This window comes from Bhargavaea ullalensis, assembly GCF_042432615.1.
Lineage (GTDB): Bacteria > Bacillota > Bacilli > Bacillales_A > Planococcaceae > Bhargavaea > Bhargavaea ullalensis.
This window is the reverse complement of record NZ_JBHLWY010000042.1, coordinates 316,000-335,860: the sequence shown is the minus strand read 5'-3', so window position 1 is coordinate 335,860 and position 19,861 is coordinate 316,000. Positions and strand designations below refer to the sequence as shown.

At 57.0% G+C, this 19,861-nt stretch carries 20 protein-coding genes and 1 tRNA gene; 20 read left to right on the top strand and 1 reads right to left on the bottom strand.

All coding sequences use genetic code 11. The annotated features are described in order from the left end of the window. Positions 1-211 precede the first annotated feature (211 nt). The 3 genes from trxA to ACFFIY_RS11750 are packed head-to-tail and all read left to right on the top strand — an operon-like array spanning position 212 to position 2,762. The gene (gene trxA, locus ACFFIY_RS11760) at positions 212-526 is read left to right on the top strand and encodes a thioredoxin (protein WP_354194947.1); all 315 of its coding nucleotides are present in this window, start codon (positions 212-214) and stop codon (positions 524-526) included. A 60-nt stretch (positions 527-586) separates the two neighbouring features. Then, positions 587-2,377: an excinuclease ABC subunit UvrC gene (uvrC, locus tag ACFFIY_RS11755; protein WP_354194949.1), complete on the top strand. Its 1,791-nt coding sequence runs from the start codon at positions 587-589 to the stop codon at positions 2,375-2,377. Positions 2,378-2,393: 16 nt separating this feature from the next. Then, positions 2,394-2,762 (top strand): DnaJ family domain-containing protein, encoded by a 369-nt coding sequence (locus tag ACFFIY_RS11750; protein ID WP_354194951.1) that lies wholly within the window; start codon positions 2,394-2,396, stop codon positions 2,760-2,762. 79 nt (positions 2,763-2,841) lie between these two features. Here ACFFIY_RS11750 and ACFFIY_RS11745 read toward each other — a convergent pair whose 3' ends face one another. Next, positions 2,842-3,276: a DUF2507 domain-containing protein gene (locus tag ACFFIY_RS11745; RefSeq protein WP_354194953.1), complete on the bottom strand. Its 435-nt coding sequence runs from the start codon at positions 3,274-3,276 to the stop codon at positions 2,842-2,844. Positions 3,277-3,496: 220 nt separating this feature from the next. On the opposite strand from ACFFIY_RS11745, the gene ACFFIY_RS11740 reads away from it, so the two are divergent. From ACFFIY_RS11740 to ACFFIY_RS11660, 17 genes are all read left to right on the top strand, one after another. Further along, a complete protein-coding gene (locus tag ACFFIY_RS11740; protein WP_354194955.1) occupies positions 3,497-4,102 on the top strand; it encodes a succinate dehydrogenase cytochrome b558 subunit in 606 nt (201 codons plus the stop codon). Between the two features lie 56 nt (positions 4,103-4,158). After that, positions 4,159-5,907: a succinate dehydrogenase flavoprotein subunit gene (sdhA, locus tag ACFFIY_RS11735; RefSeq protein ID WP_354194957.1), complete on the top strand. Its 1,749-nt coding sequence runs from the start codon at positions 4,159-4,161 to the stop codon at positions 5,905-5,907. A 24-nt stretch (positions 5,908-5,931) separates the two neighbouring features. Further along, positions 5,932-6,735: a succinate dehydrogenase iron-sulfur subunit gene (sdhB, locus tag ACFFIY_RS11730; protein ID WP_354194959.1), complete on the top strand. Its 804-nt coding sequence runs from the start codon at positions 5,932-5,934 to the stop codon at positions 6,733-6,735. Between the two features lie 151 nt (positions 6,736-6,886). After that, the gene (locus tag ACFFIY_RS11725; protein ID WP_354194961.1) at positions 6,887-7,348 is read left to right on the top strand and encodes an acyl-CoA thioesterase; all 462 of its coding nucleotides are present in this window, start codon (positions 6,887-6,889) and stop codon (positions 7,346-7,348) included. 113 nt (positions 7,349-7,461) lie between these two features. Further along, on the top strand, positions 7,462-7,686 hold the full coding sequence (locus ACFFIY_RS11720) for a helix-turn-helix domain-containing protein (RefSeq protein ID WP_354194963.1): 225 nt from the start codon (positions 7,462-7,464) through the stop codon (positions 7,684-7,686). Positions 7,687-7,758: 72 nt separating this feature from the next. Beyond that, positions 7,759-8,262 (top strand): MarR family winged helix-turn-helix transcriptional regulator, encoded by a 504-nt coding sequence (locus ACFFIY_RS11715; RefSeq protein WP_354194965.1) that lies wholly within the window; start codon positions 7,759-7,761, stop codon positions 8,260-8,262. Between the two features lie 94 nt (positions 8,263-8,356). Then, positions 8,357-8,962: an XTP/dITP diphosphatase gene (locus ACFFIY_RS11710; RefSeq protein WP_354194967.1), complete on the top strand. Its 606-nt coding sequence runs from the start codon at positions 8,357-8,359 to the stop codon at positions 8,960-8,962. After that, positions 8,962-9,486: a metallophosphoesterase gene (locus ACFFIY_RS11705; protein ID WP_354194969.1), complete on the top strand. Its 525-nt coding sequence runs from the start codon at positions 8,962-8,964 to the stop codon at positions 9,484-9,486. The genes ACFFIY_RS11710 and ACFFIY_RS11705 overlap by 1 nt, the downstream gene beginning before the upstream one ends. A 61-nt stretch (positions 9,487-9,547) precedes the next feature. Further along, positions 9,548-9,621 (top strand) — tRNA-Arg (locus tag ACFFIY_RS11700). 183 nt (positions 9,622-9,804) lie between these two features. After that, positions 9,805-10,764: a tetratricopeptide repeat protein gene (locus tag ACFFIY_RS11695; RefSeq protein WP_354194971.1), complete on the top strand. Its 960-nt coding sequence runs from the start codon at positions 9,805-9,807 to the stop codon at positions 10,762-10,764. Positions 10,765-10,864: 100 nt separating this feature from the next. Continuing rightward, positions 10,865-12,151: a trigger factor gene (gene tig / locus ACFFIY_RS11690; RefSeq protein WP_354194973.1), complete on the top strand. Its 1,287-nt coding sequence runs from the start codon at positions 10,865-10,867 to the stop codon at positions 12,149-12,151. 192 nt (positions 12,152-12,343) lie between these two features. Further along, entirely contained in the window at positions 12,344-13,621 is a 1,278-nt protein-coding gene (clpX, locus tag ACFFIY_RS11685; protein WP_354194975.1) for an ATP-dependent protease ATP-binding subunit ClpX, read from the top strand. Positions 13,622-13,746: 125 nt separating this feature from the next. Next, entirely contained in the window at positions 13,747-16,065 is a 2,319-nt protein-coding gene (gene lon / locus ACFFIY_RS11680) for an endopeptidase La (protein WP_354194977.1), read from the top strand. Between the two features lie 2 nt (positions 16,066-16,067). Then, positions 16,068-16,652 carry a ribosome biogenesis GTP-binding protein YihA/YsxC gene (gene yihA / locus ACFFIY_RS11675; RefSeq protein WP_354194979.1) on the top strand — a complete coding sequence of 195 codons (585 nt, stop codon included), beginning with the start codon at positions 16,068-16,070 and terminating at the stop codon, positions 16,650-16,652. A gap of 330 nt (positions 16,653-16,982) precedes the next feature. Continuing rightward, entirely contained in the window at positions 16,983-17,108 is a 126-nt protein-coding gene (locus tag ACFFIY_RS11670) for a hypothetical protein (RefSeq protein WP_376837293.1), read from the top strand. 474 nt (positions 17,109-17,582) lie between these two features. Further along, complete coding sequence (gene hemA / locus ACFFIY_RS11665; RefSeq protein WP_354194981.1) at positions 17,583-18,944, top strand: glutamyl-tRNA reductase; 1,362 nt, start codon at positions 17,583-17,585, stop codon at positions 18,942-18,944. Positions 18,945-19,026: 82 nt separating this feature from the next. Continuing rightward, the gene (locus tag ACFFIY_RS11660; RefSeq protein WP_354194983.1) at positions 19,027-19,857 is read left to right on the top strand and encodes a cytochrome C assembly family protein; all 831 of its coding nucleotides are present in this window, start codon (positions 19,027-19,029) and stop codon (positions 19,855-19,857) included. The last annotated feature ends 4 nt before the right edge of the window (positions 19,858-19,861 follow it).

Below are 19,861 nucleotides of genomic sequence, written 5' to 3'. Positions count from 1 at the left end.
ATACATCGGGGGCCGCTTCCTTTCAGAAGGACTTTCGCGCGCGGGCAGAACATTCGCCCCCCAAACCGGCGGCGTGATATACTCTGTGTAGCGTGACCATAAAGAGGCAATATCCCGCAAACGGCGGGAGGAGCGGCACATTGCCGCAGCTGCATCAACCGGTTGCGAAAAGCGGTGCAGACTTGCCTGATTAATAAGGAGGATCTCCAAAATGGCTATTCAACATGCAACGGACCAGGATTTCCAAAACAAAGTTTCCAGCGGACTCGTTCTCGTCGACTTCTGGGCGACCTGGTGCGGACCGTGCAAGATGATCGCGCCCGTCCTTGAAGAAGTGGACGCCGAAATCGGCGACAAAGTCCAGATCGTCAAAGTGGACGTCGATGAAAACCAGGAAACTGCCGGAAAGTATGGCATCATGTCGATTCCGACGCTCGTTCTTTTCAAAGACGGCGAAATCGTGGACAAAGTGGTCGGATTCAACCCGAAAGAAAAGCTTGTCCAGTTCATCGAACAGCACGCGTAACAGAAACGACGGAAACCGGGGCCTCTGAAGGTACCCGGTTTTTTTGGCAGGTGAGAAAATATGAATGAACGCATCCAGCAGAAGCTGGCCATATTGCCGGACCAGCCGGGCTGCTATCTCATGAAAGATCGGCAGGGGACGATCATTTACGTGGGGAAGGCAAAAGTCCTGAAAAACCGGGTCCGGTCCTATTTCACGGGCTCCCACGATGCGAAGACACAGCGGCTCGTCTCCGAAATCGAGGACTTTGAATACATCGTCACATCATCCGACATCGAAGCGCTCATACTGGAACTGAACTTGATCAAAAAGCATGACCCGAAATACAACATCATGCTCAAGGATGACAAGACGTATCCTTACATCAAAATCACCGCGGAGCGCCACCCGAGGCTCGTGATCACGCGCAAAGTGAAAAAGGACAAAGGGAAATACTTCGGCCCCTATCCGAATGCGTATGCCGCATCGGAGACGAAAAAGCTGCTCGACCGGCTTTATCCGCTCAGGAAATGCCAGACGCTGCCGGACAGAGTATGCCTGTATTACCATCTCGGCCAGTGTCTCGCCCCGTGCGTCAATGAAGTTTCGCCTGACACGTACAAAGAACTGACGGACGGCATCGCCAAATTCCTGAACGGCGGCTACAAAGACGTGAAGCGGGAACTGACGGAGAAGATGAACCGGGCGGCCGAGCAGCTCGAGTTCGAACGGGCGAAGGAATACCGCGACCAGATCACCCACATTGAGACCGTCATGGAAAAGCAGAAGATGACGACGACCGACATGACGGACCGCGATGTGTTCGGCTATGCGGTCGACAAAGGCTGGATGTGCGTCCAGGTGTTTTTCATGCGGCAGGGGAAACTGATCGAACGGGACGTGTCGCTGTTCCCGGTCTACCGGGACCCTGACGAAGAGTTCCTCACATACATCGGACAGTTCTACGACAAGTCGGAGCATATCCTGCCGAGGGAAATTTTCCTGCCCGAAGGAACGGACTCGGAACTCGTTCAGGAGCTCCTCGGAGTGAAAGTGAGCGTTCCGCAGCGCGGAAAGAAAAAGGACCTGGTCCGGCTCGCGGCAAAAAATGCGACAATCGCCTTGTCCGAGAAGTTCCAGCTCATCGAACGGCAGGAACAGCGGACCGTCGGTGCGTGCGAGGAACTGGGCGACGCAATGGGCATCGCCGCTCCGCTCCGCATCGAGGCATTCGACAACTCCCACACATACGGCGCCGAAGCCGTTTCCGCCATGGTGACGTTCATCGACGGCCGGCCCGACAAGAAAAACTACCGGAAATACAAAACGAAGGCCGCCGCCCGGCATGATGACTACGGGGCGATGCGCGAGGTTGTCCGCCGGCGGTACGTGCGCGTGCTGAAGGACGGCCTGCCGCTCCCGGACCTCATCTTGATCGACGGCGGCAAAGGTCAGATCGGCGCTGCCAGGGAAGTGATCGAGGACGAACTCGGACTGGACATCCCGATTGCCGGGCTTGCCAAGGACGACAAACACCAGACGGCCCTCCTTTTGTACGGCGACCCGCCGGAAGTAGTGCCGCTGAAGCGGACGAGCGAAGGGTTTTATCTGCTGCAGAGAATTCAGGATGAAGTCCACCGGTTTGCCATCACGTTCCATCGACAGAGGAGGGGGGCGAAATCGCTCACTTCGTCTCTTGACGGCATTCCGGGGGTCGGGCCAAAACGGAAAACCCAGCTTCTCCGCCATTTTGGCTCGGTGAAGAAGATCCGGGAAGCGAACGCAGAAGCTCTTCGGCAAGCGGGGCTCCCCCAGGCGGTGGCCGAAGCCGTGGAAGGTTATTTCAGGGAACAGGACGCAGCCAAAGACTAGTGCGGGAGGTAATGAGATGAATTGGACACTCATCGAAAACGCAATCCGGAAAGCGAGGGAGGAAGGGGAGTTCGACAATCTGCCCGGCCGGGGGAAGCCGCTTCCTAAAGACGAACTTGAGCATTTGCCGCCGGACATCCGGATGGCGGTCCGGATCCTGAGGAACAGCGGCTATGATGATGAGGCCATGTTCGTCCAGAAAGAAATAACCGATCTTGGAGGCCGGCTCCATCATGCGCCCGAAACGGAAAAGACGGAACTCGAAGCGGCCTACAACAAGCAGATGAAAAAGATGAACTCGCTCCTGTCAAAGAAAGGCGTCCGCACGAACAGCAGCGCCTTCAAGGAGTACAACCGGCAGATCCAGGACAAGCTGAAATGGTGAAACCGCCGGCTGTTCTGCAAAGCAAAAGCGGCCGCCCGGAAAACCCGGTACGGCCGCTTTTCAGCAAAGATGGGAGATTTCATTCCCGGACGAGGATCAGCCGGACTTCCCCTTTCTTCGGGTCCGCCTCCGGCCTGCATTCGCAGACGCACTCATGGATCTTGGAGAATTGGCCGGACAGGAATCCGGCTTCCAGCGTGTAGGAGCGGCCCCGTTTCATGCAGTCGGGCTCGACGGCCAACAGCCAGATGGTCTCTTTCCTGTTCTCCTGCAAAACGGAAAGCTCTCCCCATCCGGCCTCTCCGAAGAAATCAATAGCTTCTTCCATTTTAAAGAGGGGGAAGGTCCGCGAAAGCTCTTTTCCCGCCCAGTACAAAATATCCTCCTCGTGCTTGCCGAGGATGGAAGGGAGCACATGGTCCCTGATCAGCTCATATCCGAAGCGGGGAGTGCCATCCCGTACCGTCGTCCCGTTTTCCGAAGTCAATGTCATCGCCTCTTCCGTCAGTATCATAAAAACTCCCCCGGCACGGCATTCTGCTGCCCCGGAGCCGGATTGGCGGCTCTTGTCGAATTTGTGTCGGTCGCCTTGATTTCCCCATAGGGGAGGAGTACAATGGTTTTGTCCTATTATTGTAATCATGATGAAATAAGCAGTCAATGCTCGCTTCCGTCCAACAGGCGGGGGCGTCGTCGCCTGCCTGTTTGTCACTATTAAGGGGGGTAAAAAATTCATGAGAGATTATGATTTTGGCCTGCGCCGGCTGCACTCGCTGCTCGGGATCATTCCGATCGGCCTGTTTGTGACCCAGCACCTTGTCGTCAACCACTTTGCCACAGGCGGAGCGGAATCGTTCAACAAGGCGTCGAACTTCATGGGCAACCTGCCGTTCGTCAACTGGCTTGAGTGGATCGTCATTTACATTCCGCTCATGTTCCACGCATTCTTCGGCCTGTACATAGCGTTCACTTCGAAGCCAAACGTGAACCGCTACAGCACGTACAGGAACTGGATGTTCCTGCTGCAGCGGATCACGGGTGTGTTCCTTGTCATCTTCATCGCTTGGCACATCTGGCAGACACGCATTCAGAAGGCGCTCGGCACCGAAGTCGACTTCGACATGATGGCGCACATCTTGTCCAACCCGTTCATGATCGCGTTCTACGTGGTTGGCATCATCTCTGCAACATTCCACCTTGCGAATGGCCTCTGGTCGTTCCTCGTCACATGGGGCGTCACGCAGTCGCAAAGTTCGCAGCGCATCTCCACATACGTCGTGATGGTGCTGTTCCTCGCACTGTCCGTGATCGGCATCCGCGCGATCTTCGCGTTCGTCTGATGAACCGGTCAAACATTGTTGCTTAGTATTGAACGAACTGAGGAGTGAACTGAGAAATGGCGAATAGCAAATTGATCGTCGTCGGCGGCGGCTTGGCCGGCCTCATGGCGACGATTAAGGCTGCCGAATCCGGCACGCCGGTCGAATTGTTTTCATTGGTTCCCGTTAAACGTTCGCACTCCGTCTGTGCGCAGGGCGGCATCAACGGTGCGGTCAACACAAAAGGGGAAGGGGACTCCCCGTGGATCCACTTTGATGACACCGTCTACGGCGGTGACTTCCTCGCCAACCAGCCGCCGGTCCTGAAAATGGCCGAAGCGGCTCCTGGCATCATCCATCTGATGGACCGCATGGGCGTCATGTTCAGCCGGACGCCGGAAGGCCTCCTGGACTTCCGCCGTTTCGGCGGCACGATGCACCACCGCACGGCATTTGCCGGTGCAACGACGGGACAGCAGCTCCTCTATGCACTTGACGAGCAGGTCCGCCGCTACGAAGTGGAAGGCCTCGTCAAGAAATATGAGAACTGGGAATTCCTCGGCGTTGTCACAGACGACGACGGAGTCTGCCGCGGCATCATGGCGCAGAACCTCAAAACGATGGAAATCGTCTCGTTCCGTTCGGATGCCGTCATCATGGCGACCGGCGGACCGGGGATCATCTTCGGGAAGTCGACGAACTCGGTCATCAACACCGGTTCTGCCGCGTCGATCGTTTACCAGCAGGGTGCAACCTACTCGAACGGCGAGTTCATCCAGATCCACCCGACTGCCATCCCGGGAGACGACAAGCTCCGGCTCATGTCCGAATCCGCACGGGGTGAGGGCGGCCGCATCTGGACTTACAAAGACGGCAAGCCTTGGTACTTCCTCGAAGAAAAATATCCGGCGTACGGAAACCTCGTGCCGCGTGACATCGCGACACGCGAAATCTTCGACGTGTGCGTCAACCAGAAGCTCGGCATCAACGGCGAGAACATGGTCTATCTTGACCTTTCTCATAAAGATCCGCATGAGCTGGACGTCAAGCTCGGCGGCATCATCGAAATCTACGAGAAGTTCACTGGCGAAGATCCGCACAAAGTTCCGATGAAGATCTTCCCTGCGGTCCACTACTCGATGGGCGGCCTGTGGGTCGACTACGATCAGATGACCGACATTCCGGGCCTCTTCGCAGCCGGCGAGTGCGACTACTCGCAGCACGGCGGGAACCGCCTCGGCGCGAACTCGCTCCTGTCCGCGATCTACGGCGGCATGGTTGCCGGCCCGAACGCGGTCAAGTACATCGAAGGCCTCGACAAGCATGCCGAAGACCTGTCCTCGACCCTTTATGACGGCGCCGTCAAGAAAGAACAGGACAAGTGGGAAGGCATCCTGAAGATGGACGGCACCGAAAACGCCTACGTCCTTCACAAAGAGCTCGGCGAGATCATGACGAAAAACGTAACGGTTGTCCGCTTCAATGACCAGCTTCAGGAAACGGACTACAAGATCCAGGAGCTCCTGGAACGTTACAACAACATCAACGTCAACGACACGCAGCGCTGGTCCAACCAGGGCGCGACGTTCACACGCCAGCTCAAGAACATGCTTTACCTGGCGCGCGTCATCACGCTCGGCGCACTCAACCGGGACGAAAGCCGCGGCGCCCACTACAAGCCGGACTTCCCGAAACGGAACGACGCAGAGTGGCTCAAGACGACGATGGCCAAGTTCGACGGCGTCTCCGCACCGGTCTTCTCGTACGAAGATGTCGATGTATCGCTGATCCCGCCGCGTGAACGCGACTATACGAAGAAGCACTGATCACCAGGAAAGGAGAGAGATACGATGGCTGAACAAACTGCCGTGCAAGAACGAAATGCGGCAACTCCGAATAAGACGGTCCACTTTGACATTCAACGTCAGGACACGCCGGATTCGAAGCCGTACTGGGAATCATTCGAGGTGGAATACCGCCCGAATATGAACGTCATCTCGGCACTCATGGAAATCCGGCGCAACCCGGTCAACACCGACGGCACGAAAACGACGCCGATCAACTGGGAAATGAACTGTCTTGAGGAAGTCTGCGGCGCCTGTTCAATGGTCATCAACGGCCGTCCGCGGCAAGCCTGCACAGCGCTGATCGACAACCTTGCACAGCCGATCAAACTGGAGCCGATGCGCACATTCCCTGTTGTCCGGGACCTCATCGTTGACCGTGAAGTCATGTTCGACTCGCTCAAGCGCGTCAAGGCATGGATTCCGATTGACGGCACATATGACCTCGGCGAAGGACCCCGCATGCCGGAACGCAAGCGCCAGTGGGCTTATGAGCTGTCGAAATGCATGACTTGCGGCGTCTGCCTCGAAGCATGCCCGAACGTCAATGACAAAACCGACTTCATCGGTCCTGCCCTCATTTCGCAGGTCCGTCTGTTCAACACGCATCCGACCGGTGCGATGAACAAAGATGAGCGCCTCGACGCCCTTCTCCAAGACGGCGGCCTGCAGGAATGCGGCAACTCGCAAAACTGCGTGGTGGCCTGCCCGAAAGGCATTCCGCTGACCACGTCGATCGCGGCGATGAACCGCTCGGCGACGATCCACTCGTTCAAGAACTTCTTCGGTTCCGACCATCTCGTCGACTGAACCGGAGTTTCCCAAAACCCGCTGCACGGCCGGATATCCCGGTCTTGCGGCGGGTTTTTCAGATGGAGCGGACATCCTTCCAAATCCCTGAATTTTCTGCTATGATAGAAAAATGAATGGCTGTTCATTTCAATGAAGCGAGGGGATCAAAATGAAGGCGCAGTATATCGGGGATTTTGATGAATGGAAGGCAGGCTTCCGCTTTTCCACACCGGTGACGGTCCGTTTTTCCGAAACGGACATGTACGGCCACCTGAACAATACGGTGAACTTTGCCTACTTTGAATACGCGAGGATCGAATACTTGAAGCATATCGGACTGATGAATGACTGGCTCGATCCGGACGGGGAGAATATTCCGGTTGTCGCCGACCTCCAGTGCGATTATCTGAAACAGGTGTTTTTTGACCAGGCCATCGACATTCATGTGAAAGCGGCAAAACTCGGAGGGTCGTCAGTGGATATCCATTATCTTGCGACAGACAAGAAAGGGGAAGCCCTGTTCACCGGGCGCGGCACGATGGTGCAGATCAGCCGAAAAACGGGCAAGTCGGCGCCGTGGACGGAGGCGGACCGGGCGGCGTTCGGACCGGTTCCTTCTGCAGCCCGCTGAATCAGATCTTGGCCCGGTGCGCGTGATTCCAAAAAGTTGACCGGGCGAAAGCCCTCACCCGCAGCGCCTTTTCGACATACTCTGTGATGAAGAGTTGAGGGGAGGGGCGCTAAGTGGCGGATGAGCTGCAACATCGTTCATTGCTGACGAAAAGGGAGAGGGAAATCTTCCAACTGCTAGTGAAGGACAAGACGACAAAGGAAATCGCGGCCGGGCTCGGGATCAGCGAGAAAACCGTCCGGAACCATATTTCAAATACAATCCAGAAGCTGGGGGTATCCGGGCGCGCTCAGGCGATTGTCGAGCTTCTTCGGCTGTCGGAACTCTCGCTTGACTAAATGCCCCTTGCCATTCCGTCTGAAACCCGTCACAATGTAGGTAAGTTAACGGTTTCGGGGAGTGGTGAGCAGATGGCTGGGTCCAACAGCGGACAAGAGCGGCACAATCCAGAAGAGATCGCCTTCGTGGAAAAGGAATTGCGTCACATCGCGGCGCTGATCAAGCAGAGCGGCCGCGAAATCCTGGATAATTATCCGATTACGCCGCCCCAATTCGTGGCGCTTCAATGGCTGCTGGAGCTGGGAGACATGACAATCGGAGACCTGTCGAACAAAATGTACCTGGCTTTTTCAACGACGACAGATCTTGTCGACCGGATGGAGAAGAACCAACTGGTGAAACGGGTCCGGGATGAACAGGATCGCCGGGTCGTCCGGATTCATCTTCTGGAAGACGGGGAGCGCATCATCGAAGAAGTGATCGACAAGCGGCGGAATGACCTTCAGGAAGTCCTCACGGATTTTACATCAGATGATATGGTCAAACTTTCCGCCATGCTGACGAAGCTTCATGAAGGGATGAAGGAAGGCAGAAAGCGGAGAAAGCAAAAGAACGAAGAGCAATCATCCCGCTGACACGCGAACCCGGAGGCCGGCGCCTCCGGGTTTTGGCATTGTGGAATCCGGTTAGAATACAATACGAACTGATCTCAGTCAGGAGGACAAACCGATGAAAGACGTAATCATTGCAACGAAGAACCGGGGAAAGGCGAAGGACTTTGAAACGCTTCTCGCCCCGTACGGCATCCGCGTGCTCACGCTGCATGACGTGGCGGAAGACCTGGACGTGGAGGAAACGGGCGACACGTTCCATGAGAATGCGAGACTGAAGGCGGAAACCGTCGCCGAAAGGCTCGGCAAGATCGTCATAGCCGACGACAGCGGCCTGGCTGTCGATGCGCTCGGCGGACGGCCGGGCGTCTACTCCGCGCGGTTCAGCGGCGAAGGGGCGACGGACGAAAAAAACATCGAAAAGCTGCTCGGTGAACTGAAGGACGTCGGCGACGAGGACCGCACGGCGCGTTTCATCTGTGTGCTTGCGGTCGCCGGTCCCGGCCTGCAGACCCGTTACTATGAAGGGACATGCGAAGGGCGCATCATGCGGACCCCCGCCGGCGAGAACGGTTTCGGATATGATCCGGTCTTCTATGTGCCGAATGAAGAACGGACGATGGCCCAGCTGACGCCGGAAGAAAAAGCGGCGGTCTCTCACCGGGGAGAAGCCATCCGCAGGCTGGAAGAGGATGCGGGCGAACTGTTCGGAGCGGCTGACTGATGGGATGGAGACTTGCCGTCCTGAGCGATACGCACGGCAGCCGGGAAGCCGTCCGTCAGTTCAGGGAACGGGAGCAGTCTTCATCCGATGCGCTGATCCACTGCGGCGACAGCGAATTCACGGCGGACGATCCGGACATGAAAGGCTTTCTGGCCGTCCAGGGCAACTGCGATCCGCCGGGTGCGTTTGCGGACCGGCTCACCACGGAGGCGGGCGGCCTGCGGGTGCTGGTCGTCCACGGCCATCTGGAAGACGTCAAGAGCGGCATGCTCCGGCTCCGGTACCGTGCGGCCGAGACGGGTGCGGACATGGTCCTGTTCGGCCACACCCACATGTACGGCGCCGAGGAAGCCGGCGGCGTCCTGTATGTCAATCCGGGAAGTCCGCGTCTCCCCTGGCCCGGCAATCCGCCGACCTACGCCACGGTCGAAGGGGGAGAAGAAGGGGTGACGGTGCGGTTCATGCGTCCGGACGGAAGCGAGGCGGAGGCGAAGAATTTTCCGCATTTCCGCGGGAGCCGTTGACAATCTACTTTGACGGCCCTATAATAGTTTTTGTCTTGCGCAACTTTTCCGGTTGCCGCATGTCCCAGTAGCTCAGCAGGATAGAGCAACAGCCTTCTAAGCTGTCGGTCGCAGGTTCGAATCCTGCCTGGGACGTATTCAAAGCCAGTTTTCGGGCCATTGCCCGCGGACTGGCTTTTTGAATTTCACCATGACAGCCGAAAAAAGCCCGGCCGGCATTTGGCTTCAAATGCATAGTTCAATCCTCCCCCCGGCTATGCTATGATGAATAGACAAAAGGCGGAAGGGGTGGCATCGTTGCGCAGAAGAAAAAGAAATGTGAGAAAGCGGGGCAATGTCATCTATCTGCCCGGGACTTTCGAGCGCCTGTACGCGGAAGGGCTGCGCCTCGTGGCGGAAGAGCGCTTTTCCGAGGCGATCCCGCTCATCCGGCAGGCGCTCGGCTATGAACCGGCGAATCCAAGGCTGCTCGGCGCATTGGCGGTCTGTCTCTACGAGCTCAGGGAATATTCGGAGGCGAGGGAGGCGGCCCGGCGCTATTTGCAGGCGGGGCCGGCTAAATACGTGGAAGCGATGGAAATGTACTTGTCCATCTGCATCCAGCTCCGCGAATACGATGAAGTGGAGGAGACGGTTTCCGCGCTCCTCGACGAAGGGGCCATCCCGCCCGAGCGCCGTGAGAAATTCCTTTATCTGCAGGGCCTGAACCGGAGGCTCAAGGGCCGCTATGAAGAAATGGAAGCTTCCCCCGCAACCGATCCGCCGGACATCGAAGAGTTCCTTGCGCTGCCGGAAGTGGAGCAGCACACCCTCCTGTCCTCGGCGCCCGAACAGGACGTCGGCCGGTGGATCCCGTTCCTTGAGGCGCTCTGCGGAAGGCCGGAAGCTTCTCCCCTCGTCATCACATACGCACTGATCCTCCTTTCGGCCGCCGGCTGCACTCATCCCGTCACCGTCAGAAAGCTGGGCATGGAAGGGGAATTCCTCCCTCTCGCACTGGCGGGCCCGGATCAGCTGGAAAAAGCGGCCGAGGTGGAGAAGCTGCTGCTAGAGCATTTCACGAAGGATCCGTCCAAAGAACAGATCGCCGTCCAGCTGCTGAAGACATACCGCTTCACCGCTTATCCGTTTGAATGGCCCGGACATCCGGCGGAAGAAGTGGCCGACGCCTACCATACATATATCGAATGCCTATTCGAAGGCACAGATGCGGGGGCGCATCCGGTCATCGATCTGATCAACCGGATCGAGCTTGCCCACAGCGGGCGGCAGTTATGAAAGTGTTGAAACTGCGTGCATCTGTGCTATACTGAAAAAGTTGTCAAACAAGTGAACATAAGCGCAAGCATGCGAATGATCATGTCTGGAGGTTACTAATATGACAGTTAACTGGGAAAAACAAGAGGGGAACCAAGGCGTCCTCACCGTCGAGGTACCCGCTGAAAAAGTGAGCGAAGGCATCGACAAGGCATTCAAGAAAGTCGTCAAGCAAGTGAACGTGCCGGGCTTCCGCAAAGGGAAAGTGCCCCGCAAAATGTTCGAGAGCATGTTCGGCGTAGAGTCCCTCTACCAGGACGCAGTGGACGAAATCCTTCCGGAAGCATACTCCGCTGCAATCGAAGAAGCGGGCATCGAGCCTGTCGACCGTCCCGAGATCGAGATCGAGCAGATCGAACAGGGCCAGCCGCTCATCTTCAAGGCGACTGTGACCGTCAAGCCTGAAGTCAAGCTCGGCGACTACAAAGGCATCGAAGTCGAGCGCCAGGACACAGACGTGACCGATGAGGAAATCGAAGAGCAGCTCAATGACCGCCGTCAGGCAAACGTTGAATTCATCGTCAAGGAAGACGAGCCGGCAGATGAAGGCGATACAGTCGTCATCGACTTTGAAGGCTTCTCCGACGGCGAACCGTTCGAAGGCGGCAAAGCGGAAGGCTACGAGCTGCAACTCGGCTCCGGCAGCTTCATCCCCGGCTTTGAAGAACAGCTCGTCGGCCTCAAGACCGGCGAAGAAAAAGACGTGGAGCTCACATTCCCTGAGGAGTACCATGCGGCTGAGCTTGCAGGCAAGCCTGCAACGTTCAAAGTAACGGTGCACGAAGTGAAGGCGCCGGAACTTCCGGAGCTTGATGATGAGTTTGCAAAAGAAATCGACAGTGAAGTCGAATCACTCGACGAGCTGCGGGGCAAGCTGAAGGACCAGACGGCAGCCGAGAAGAAAGACGCTTCGGACGTCGCGCTTCGTGACGAGCTCGTCGAAACCGTTGCAAAGAACGCTGAGATCGATCTTCCAGAAGTCATGATCGAATCCGAAGTGGACCGCATGGTTCAGGAATTCGGACAGCGCCTGCAGCAACAGGGCATGACGCTTGACCTGTACTATCAGTTCTCCGGCCAGGACGAAGCCGCTCTCCGTGCGCAGATGCGTGAGGATGCAGAAATGCGCGTCCGCGTTTCGCTCGTGCTCGAAGCGATCGCCGAAGCCGAAAAGATCGAAGTGAACGAAGCGGACATCGAGGAAGAACTGAAGACCATGTCCGGGCAATTCGGCATGGACACCGACCAGATCAAAGCCGTTCTCGGCGGAACGGATATGCTCGAAAATGATATCCGCTTCAAGAAGACGATCGAATTCCTCGTCGACCAAGCTTCCATCAAAGAATAATCCAGCCAGCTGGAGACATAGCATAGCAGAACAAATAAGGCGCCGGGACACCCAGCGCCTTATTTTATACATAATTGACGTCCTCCTTCCGGTGAAAAACGGACATGCCGGCCTCCGCCGGGGAAAGGACGAATTATTTGCCATCATATAGGTAATCTTGTAAGATTGTCACTTGATAAGGGGTGAACCACTTTGTTTAAATTCAATGACGAAAATGAAAACCTGAACTGCTCCTTCTGCGGCAAGCCTCAAGAACAGGTCCGCAAACTTGTAGCCGGACCGGGTGTATATATTTGTGATGAATGCATCGAGCTCTGCTCGGAAATTGTTGAGGAAGAAGTGGGGACCGAAGAAGGCTTTGAGCTCAAAGACGTTCCGAAGCCCCGCGACATCCAGGCCATCCTCGACGAATATGTAATCGGCCAGGACCGTGCGAAAAAGGCGCTGTCCGTCGCCGTCTACAACCACTACAAGCGCGTCAACTCCGAAAGCAAGATTGATGACGTCGAGCTGGCCAAGTCGAACATCGTGCTGATCGGACCGACAGGGAGCGGGAAAACCCTCCTCGCCCAGACGCTCGCGCGCATCCTCGATGTGCCGTTCGCCATGGCGGACGCCACATCGCTCACGGAAGCCGGCTATGTCGGCGAAGACGTGGAAAACATTCTTCTGAAGCTCATCCAGGCAGCGGACTACGACGTGGACCGCGCGGAAAAAGGCATTATCTATATCGACGAAATCGATAAAGTGGCCCGCAAATCCGAGAACCCGTCGATCACACGCGATGTGTCGGGCGAAGGTGTCCAGCAGGCGCTCCTGAAGATCCTCGAAGGCACGGTTGCAAGCGTTCCGCCGCAGGGCGGCCGCAAGCATCCTCATCAGGAGTTCATCCAGATCGACACGACGAATGTCCTGTTCATCGTCGGCGGCGCATTCGACGGCATCGAAGACATCATCAAGCGCCGGGTCGGCCAGAAAGTCATCGGCTTCGGTGCCGATCCGAACGAGCAGCCGGAAGAAGAAGAGTCCCTGCTTTCGAAGCTTGTCCCTGAAGACCTGCTTCGCTTCGGCCTCATTCCGGAATTCATCGGCCGCCTGCCGGTGCTCGCGAGCCTCGAGTCGCTTGACGAAGACACGCTCGTCCAGATTTTGACGGCGCCGAAAAACGCCATCGCCAAGCAGTACCAGAAGATGCTTGAACTGGACGGCGTCCGCCTGACGTTCGAGGACGAAGCCCTTCATGCCATCGCTGCTGAAGCGATCGAGCGGAAGACGGGAGCACGCGGACTCCGGTCGATCATCGAGAAAATCATGCTGGATGTGATGTACGACCTCCCGTCCCGGGAAGATGTCGTGGACTGCATCATCACGAAGGCATCCGTCACTGAAGGGGAAGATCCGATCCTGCTTGACAAGGACGGCAGCCCGATCAAAGACGACGATCCAAACAGCGAAAAGACATCGGCTTGATTTGCAATTAAAGAGCCGGCATTCGCCCAGCCGCCGGACGGCAGGAGCGGACGCCGGCTTTTTCGCAACCGGTGATGTTTAAACCGTCCTTAAACGGACATGAATACATGGAGGTGACTCCGGATATGCCGACAACCAAACAAACTGACATTCCCTTCCTGCCGCTGAGAGGCATGCTCGTCTTTCCCGAAATGGTGCTTCATATCGACGTCGGCCGAGAACGGTCGATGAATGCGCTGGAACAATCCCTGCTTGAAGACAGCAAGGTGTTCCTCGGAAGCCAGCGGGATATCGCCGTCGAAAAGCCGGAGAGGGAAGATCTCTACGACATCGGCACACTGGCCGAAGTGAAGCAGACCGTCAAACTGCCGAACGGCACGATGCGCGTCCTCATCGAAGGAATCGGACGCGCGAAGCTTGAAGAGCTTCATGAGGGAGACGACTTTGACACGGCCGACATCGAACTCCTGGAAAACCCGGCCGAGAAGGACATCGAGCACGAGGCACTCATGCGCTCGCTCCTTGAGCAGTTCAAAAAGTATTCAAAGCTCTCGAAGAAAGTGACGGCCGAAACGTTCGATTCGGTTTCCGACATTGCGGAACCCGGCCGGCTCGCCGACATGATTGCCGCCAATCTGCCGCTGAAAGTTGCAGGCAAGCAGGAAGTGCTGGAAATCCTCGATGTGAAAGAGCGGCTCGAATGGCTCATCAGCCGCCTTCTCAATGAGCAGGAAGTGCTCGGACTCGAGAAGAAGATCAACCAGCGCGTGAAGGAAGCGATGGAACGCACCCAGAAGGAATTTTATCTTCGCGAGCAGATGAAGGCGATCCAGACGGAACTGGGCGATGCCGACGGAAAAGGCGGGGAAGTCGCGGAACTGCGCGAACAGATCCTCGAGGCCGACATGCCGAACCACATCATGTCCGTCGCGCTCCGGGAGCTGGACCGGTACGAACGGCTTCCGGCGGCGGCTGCGGAAAGCGGCGTCATCCGAAGCTACATCGACTGGCTGCTCGTGCTGCCCTGGACGGATGCAACCGCGGACCGTCTCGACCTCAAGCGTGCAGAGCGCATCCTTGAACGCGACCATGACGGGCTTGAGTCGGTGAAGGAGCGGGTGCTCGAATACTTGGCCGTCCGGCAGATGACCAAGTCTCTGCGCGGACCGATTCTTTGCCTGGCGGGACCTCCCGGCGTCGGCAAAACGTCGCTGGCGCGTTCCGTCGCCGAATCGCTCGGCCGGAAATTCGTCCGGATCTCGCTCGGCGGCGTCCGGGATGAATCCGAGATCCGCGGCCACCGCCGCACATACGTAGGCGCGATGCCGGGACGGATCATCCAGGGAATGCGCAAGGCGGGGACGATCAACCCGGTGTTCCTGCTTGATGAAATTGATAAGATGTCAAATGACTTCCGCGGTGATCCGTCGTCCGCGATGCTCGAAGTGCTCGACCCCGAGCAGAATCACGACTTCAGCGATCACTATATCGAGGAGCCCTACGACCTGTCGAACGTGCTCTTCATCGCCACGGCGAACGACCTCGGCTCGATCCCCGGCCCGCTGCGGGACCGGATGGAGATCATCACCATCGCGGGATACACGGAACTCGAGAAGCAGGCGATCGCCCGCAACCATCTGTATCCGAAACAGCTGGAGGAGCACGGACTCACGAAAAGCCAGCTCCGTCTCACGGACGAAGCCATCCTGCACATCATCCGCTATTACACGAGGGAAGCGGGCGTCCGTTCACTTGAGCGGCAGATCGCCTCGATTGCCCGCAAAGCGGTGAAGCGAATCGTCTCGGGAGAAAACAAGCGGGTGACCGTCAACCCGGCAACCGTGGAAGAAATGCTCGGGAAGCCGAAGTTCCGATACGGAATGGCCGAACAGGAAAATCAGGTCGGCGTGGCGACCGGCCTGGCCTACACGACGGTCGGCGGCGACACGCTCCAGATCGAGGTCGCCCTGTCGGAAGGGAAAGGCAAGCTGATCCTGACCGGCAAGCTCGGCGATGTGATGAAGGAATCTGCCCAGACGGCTCTTTCCTATGTCCGTTCCCATGCGGAGAAACTCGGGATCGACCCTGGGTTCATTGATGATACCGACATCCACATCCACGTTCCGGAAGGCGCCGTGCCGAAAGACGGACCGTCCGCGGGCATCACGATCGCCACCGCGCTCGTATCGGCCCTGACCAAAAGGCCGGTCCGACGGGAAGTCGGCATGACCGGTGAAATTACGCTCCGCGGCCGGGTGCTCCCGATCGGCGGCTTGAAAGAAAAAACGCTTAGCGCACACCGTGCGGGACTGACCACACTCATCATCCCGGCTGACAACGAGCGGGACATCGATGACATTCCGGACAGTGTCCGGGAAGACCTGACTTTCCACCTTGTTCATTCGGCCGATGAAGTGCTCGCCCTTGCACTCAAGGAGGCCTGACCATGAAAGTCAACCAAGCAGAAATCACCATCAGCGCCGTCAAGCCGGAGCAATATCCGGAAGACGGCTATCCGGAATTCGCTCTCGCCGGCCGCTCGAACGTCGGGAAATCGTCGTTCATCAACAAAATGATCGGCCGCAAGAGCCTCGCCCGCACTTCATCCAAACCGGGCAAGACGCAGACGCTGAACTTTTATAAGATTGAAGACCAGTTCTTCTTCGTCGATGTTCCGGGCTACGGCTATGCGAAAGTATCCAAGTCCGAGCGCGAGGCGTGGGGCAAAATGATCGAGCGGTACATCACGGGGCGCGAACAGCTGCGCGCCGTCATCCAGCTCGTCGACCTCCGCCATCCGCCGTCCAAAGACGACATCCTCATGTATGATTTTCTGAAGCACTACAACCTGCCGTGCATCATCGTCGCCACCAAGGCCGACAAGATCCCGCGCAGCCGGCTGCAGAAGCACCGGAAAATCATCAAGGACGCCCTGGGCCTCGACCCGTCCGATCCGCTCATCCTTTTCTCTTCGGAAACCGGACAGGGAAAAGAGGAAGCCTGGGCCGAACTGGAAAAGAGAATGAAGTAAGATGAAACAGGCTGCCTCAGGGCAGCCTGTCAGACTGTAGACAAAGGGAGCCTGATGCTCCTTTGGCTGCAGTTTTTCTTTTTCCTGAATATCCTTCGGATTTCCGCTGCGGGTCCCCTCTTACCGCGGGCGTTGCCGACGCCAACGCGAAGTTTGGCGTCTGCGCTCAAAAGCGATCGCGTTGAGCAGCATTGGCCGCCTCCTCGAGCTGCGCTCTGCGGGGTCTTCGGCTAACGCTTTTCCCGCAGGTGTCTCGGGCCCTCCGCTTCAATCCACCTTAAGCGTGTTGAGACAAGCGGTTTCAAACGGGTGATAAACATGCTGTAAAAATTGAATGGAACCAATCGTGGTCAACAAGAAATGGTCTCGCTTGATGAAATGGTCCCGGAGCACCACCTGGTCAGGAAACTCGAGAAGGCCATCGACTTTTCGTTTGATCAAAAAAAGCACGACTGACCCGGAAAGCGGCTGCTATGTGAAAGACGAGCGGGAGAAGGGGTTTGCCAACTTCCTCCATTGACTGAAATGGTTTCTTCCTTGCTTCCATCGTGACACCCGAAAATGTTCGCGGTTCGAAAAGAGGGCAAGCGGGTTCCAAACCGGCCGGAGCAGGTGCGAAAAATCCGGCCCTCCCGAATCGATGAGGCTGCCGGTCCGATGCACCGGGCCAACATTTCGCCGCCCGTCCATGCATAAAATACCAGACTGCCCAATGGTTTTCATGCCTGCACGATGGGTATTGGGTGGACAGGGGCGGCTGTTTTGAATTCGGGCGGCTGCTGTGCTATTATTATTTAGAATCATTACAAACAAGCAGGAAAAAGCAGGGCTGCGCGGTTCATGGCCTGTTCACAATTGGCAGGGAATGCGCGGGTTCTTCCGTGTTATAATAAGATATGTGAATCAGAACGTGAGAGGCGTGACATCTTTATGTATACGATTGTCGTCGGAGTCAACTACCGGACTGCACCGGTGGAACTGCGGGAGAAGCTGAGCTTCCATGAGTCGGATCTGCCCGCCGCCATGCAGGCACTCCAAAAAGAGAAGAGCATCCTCGAGAACATCATCGTGTCCACCTGCAACCGGACCGAGCTGTATGTCGTCGGTGACCAGCTCCATACGGCACGCTACTATGTGAAGCGGTTCCTCGCCCAATGGTTCGGCATCCCGCTGGAAGAACTGGAGCCGTACCTGATCATCGAAGAACAGGACCAGGCCGTGGAGCATCTGTTCCGAGTGGCTGCCGGCATTGATTCGATGGTCCTCGGGGAGACGCAGATCCTCGGTCAGGTAAGGACGAGTTTCCTGCTGGCGCAGGAGAACGGAACGAGCGGCACGATTTTCAATGAGCTTTTCAAGCGGGCGATCACGACAGCGAAAAAGGCCCATTCCGAAACGGATATCGGCGGGAATGCGGTGTCCGTCTCCTATGCGGCGGTCGAGCTCGGCAAAAAGATTTTCGGATCGCTTCAGAAAAAGCATGTCGTCATCCTCGGGGCGGGCAAGATGGGCGAACTGGCCATGAAGAACCTGTACGGGAGCGGCGTCGGCAAAGTGACGGTCCTGAACCGGACGTTCAGCAAGGCGCAGGCAATGGCCGAGCAGTTCAACGGGAAGGCCAAGCCGATGAACGAGCTCCAGTGCACGCTGCTTGAAGCGGATATCCTCATCAGCTCCACAGGGGCGAAGGACTATGTGATCGACCTTGAGCTCATGCAGTTCGTCGAGAAGCTGCGCAAAGGCAAGCCGCTGTTCATGGTGGACATTGCAGTGCCGCGGGACCTGGATCCACGGATCGGCGACCTGCCGAATGTCTTCCTGTACGACATCGATGACCTGCAGGGGATCGTCGAGGCGAATCTCGCCGAGCGGCGCCGGGCAGCCGATGAGATCATGGGCATGGTGGCAGCCGAACTGGATGCCTTCAATGACTGGGTGGCCACGCTCGGGGTCGTGCCGGTCATTTCCGCGCTTCGCAAAAAGGCGCTTGCGATCCAGGCCGAGACGATGGACAGCATCCTGAATAAAATGCCGGATCTCGATGAGCGCGAAAGAAAAGTGCTCAGCAAGCATACGAAGTCGATCATCAACCAGATGCTGAAGGAGCCGATCCTCCAGGCGAAGGAAATTGCGGGATCCTCGGATGCGGCGCGCCAGCTTGAACTGTTCCAGAAGATTTTTGGGATTGAAGAGGCGGTCGCCGAGGAGAAGGCGGACACTGCCGCAAAGGAACGGGAAAAACGGGTGGCCGCAGCATCTGCAGCCAAACTGGAACCGTCCGCCGCACATTGAGTTTTATTCGGGGCGTCCCCGCGTCTATGTGATACACTATAGACGCGGAAACGCCTTTTTCTTATGAAAGCAGAGGAGTTCTATGACCGATATCGGGACGATGAGGCTGCATGAGGTGATGGTCGTCGTCTATGCGGTGAGCCTCGTTTTATATTTCTTTGATTTTCTGAACGGCAACGCCCGGTTCAGGCGGATGGCCGGCTGGGCGGTGGTCGCTGTCTGGATTTTGCAGTCCGTATTTTTGGGGATCTCCGTTCTGGAGGAGCACCGGTTGCCGGTGCTGAGCCTGTTTGAGGGCGTGAATTTCTATGCCTGGCTGGTGATCAGCGTGTCGCTCATCATCCATCTGTTCAGGAAGGGAGACTTCGCGGTTTTCTTCCTGAATGTGATCGGGTTTGCGGCGGTCGTCATCGCCACATTCGGCGCCGCGGGCACAAAAGGCTCTGCCGTCGGGGACGCGCTCATTTCGGAACTGCTGTTCATCCACATCACGGCGGCGATGCTGGCTTATACGGCGTTCTCCCTGTCGTTCGTGTTCGCGATCCTTTATCTGAGGCTGTATAAGACGCTGAAGAAAAAGGAGTGGAACAGCCAGTGGGGAAGGCTTCCTTCCCTCGACCAGGCAAAGCGGGCGATGACGGTGTCCGTCATGGCGGGCGTGCCGATTTTGCTCGTGAGTCTAATTCTCGGCCTGCAGTGGGCATTCATCGCGGCCGGCGAGTTCCCGGTGTGGGATCCGAAGATCATCGGGTCATTTCTTTTGATCATCATTTATTGTATTCTGCTGTATATGCAGAGGCGGGGCCGGCTGAACGGGCCGGACGTCGCGTGGGGGCACATGTTTGCCTTCCTCGCCGTTGTGATCAATTTCCTTTTGGTCAGCCGCCTCTCGGTGTTTCATTTCTGGTATTGACGTT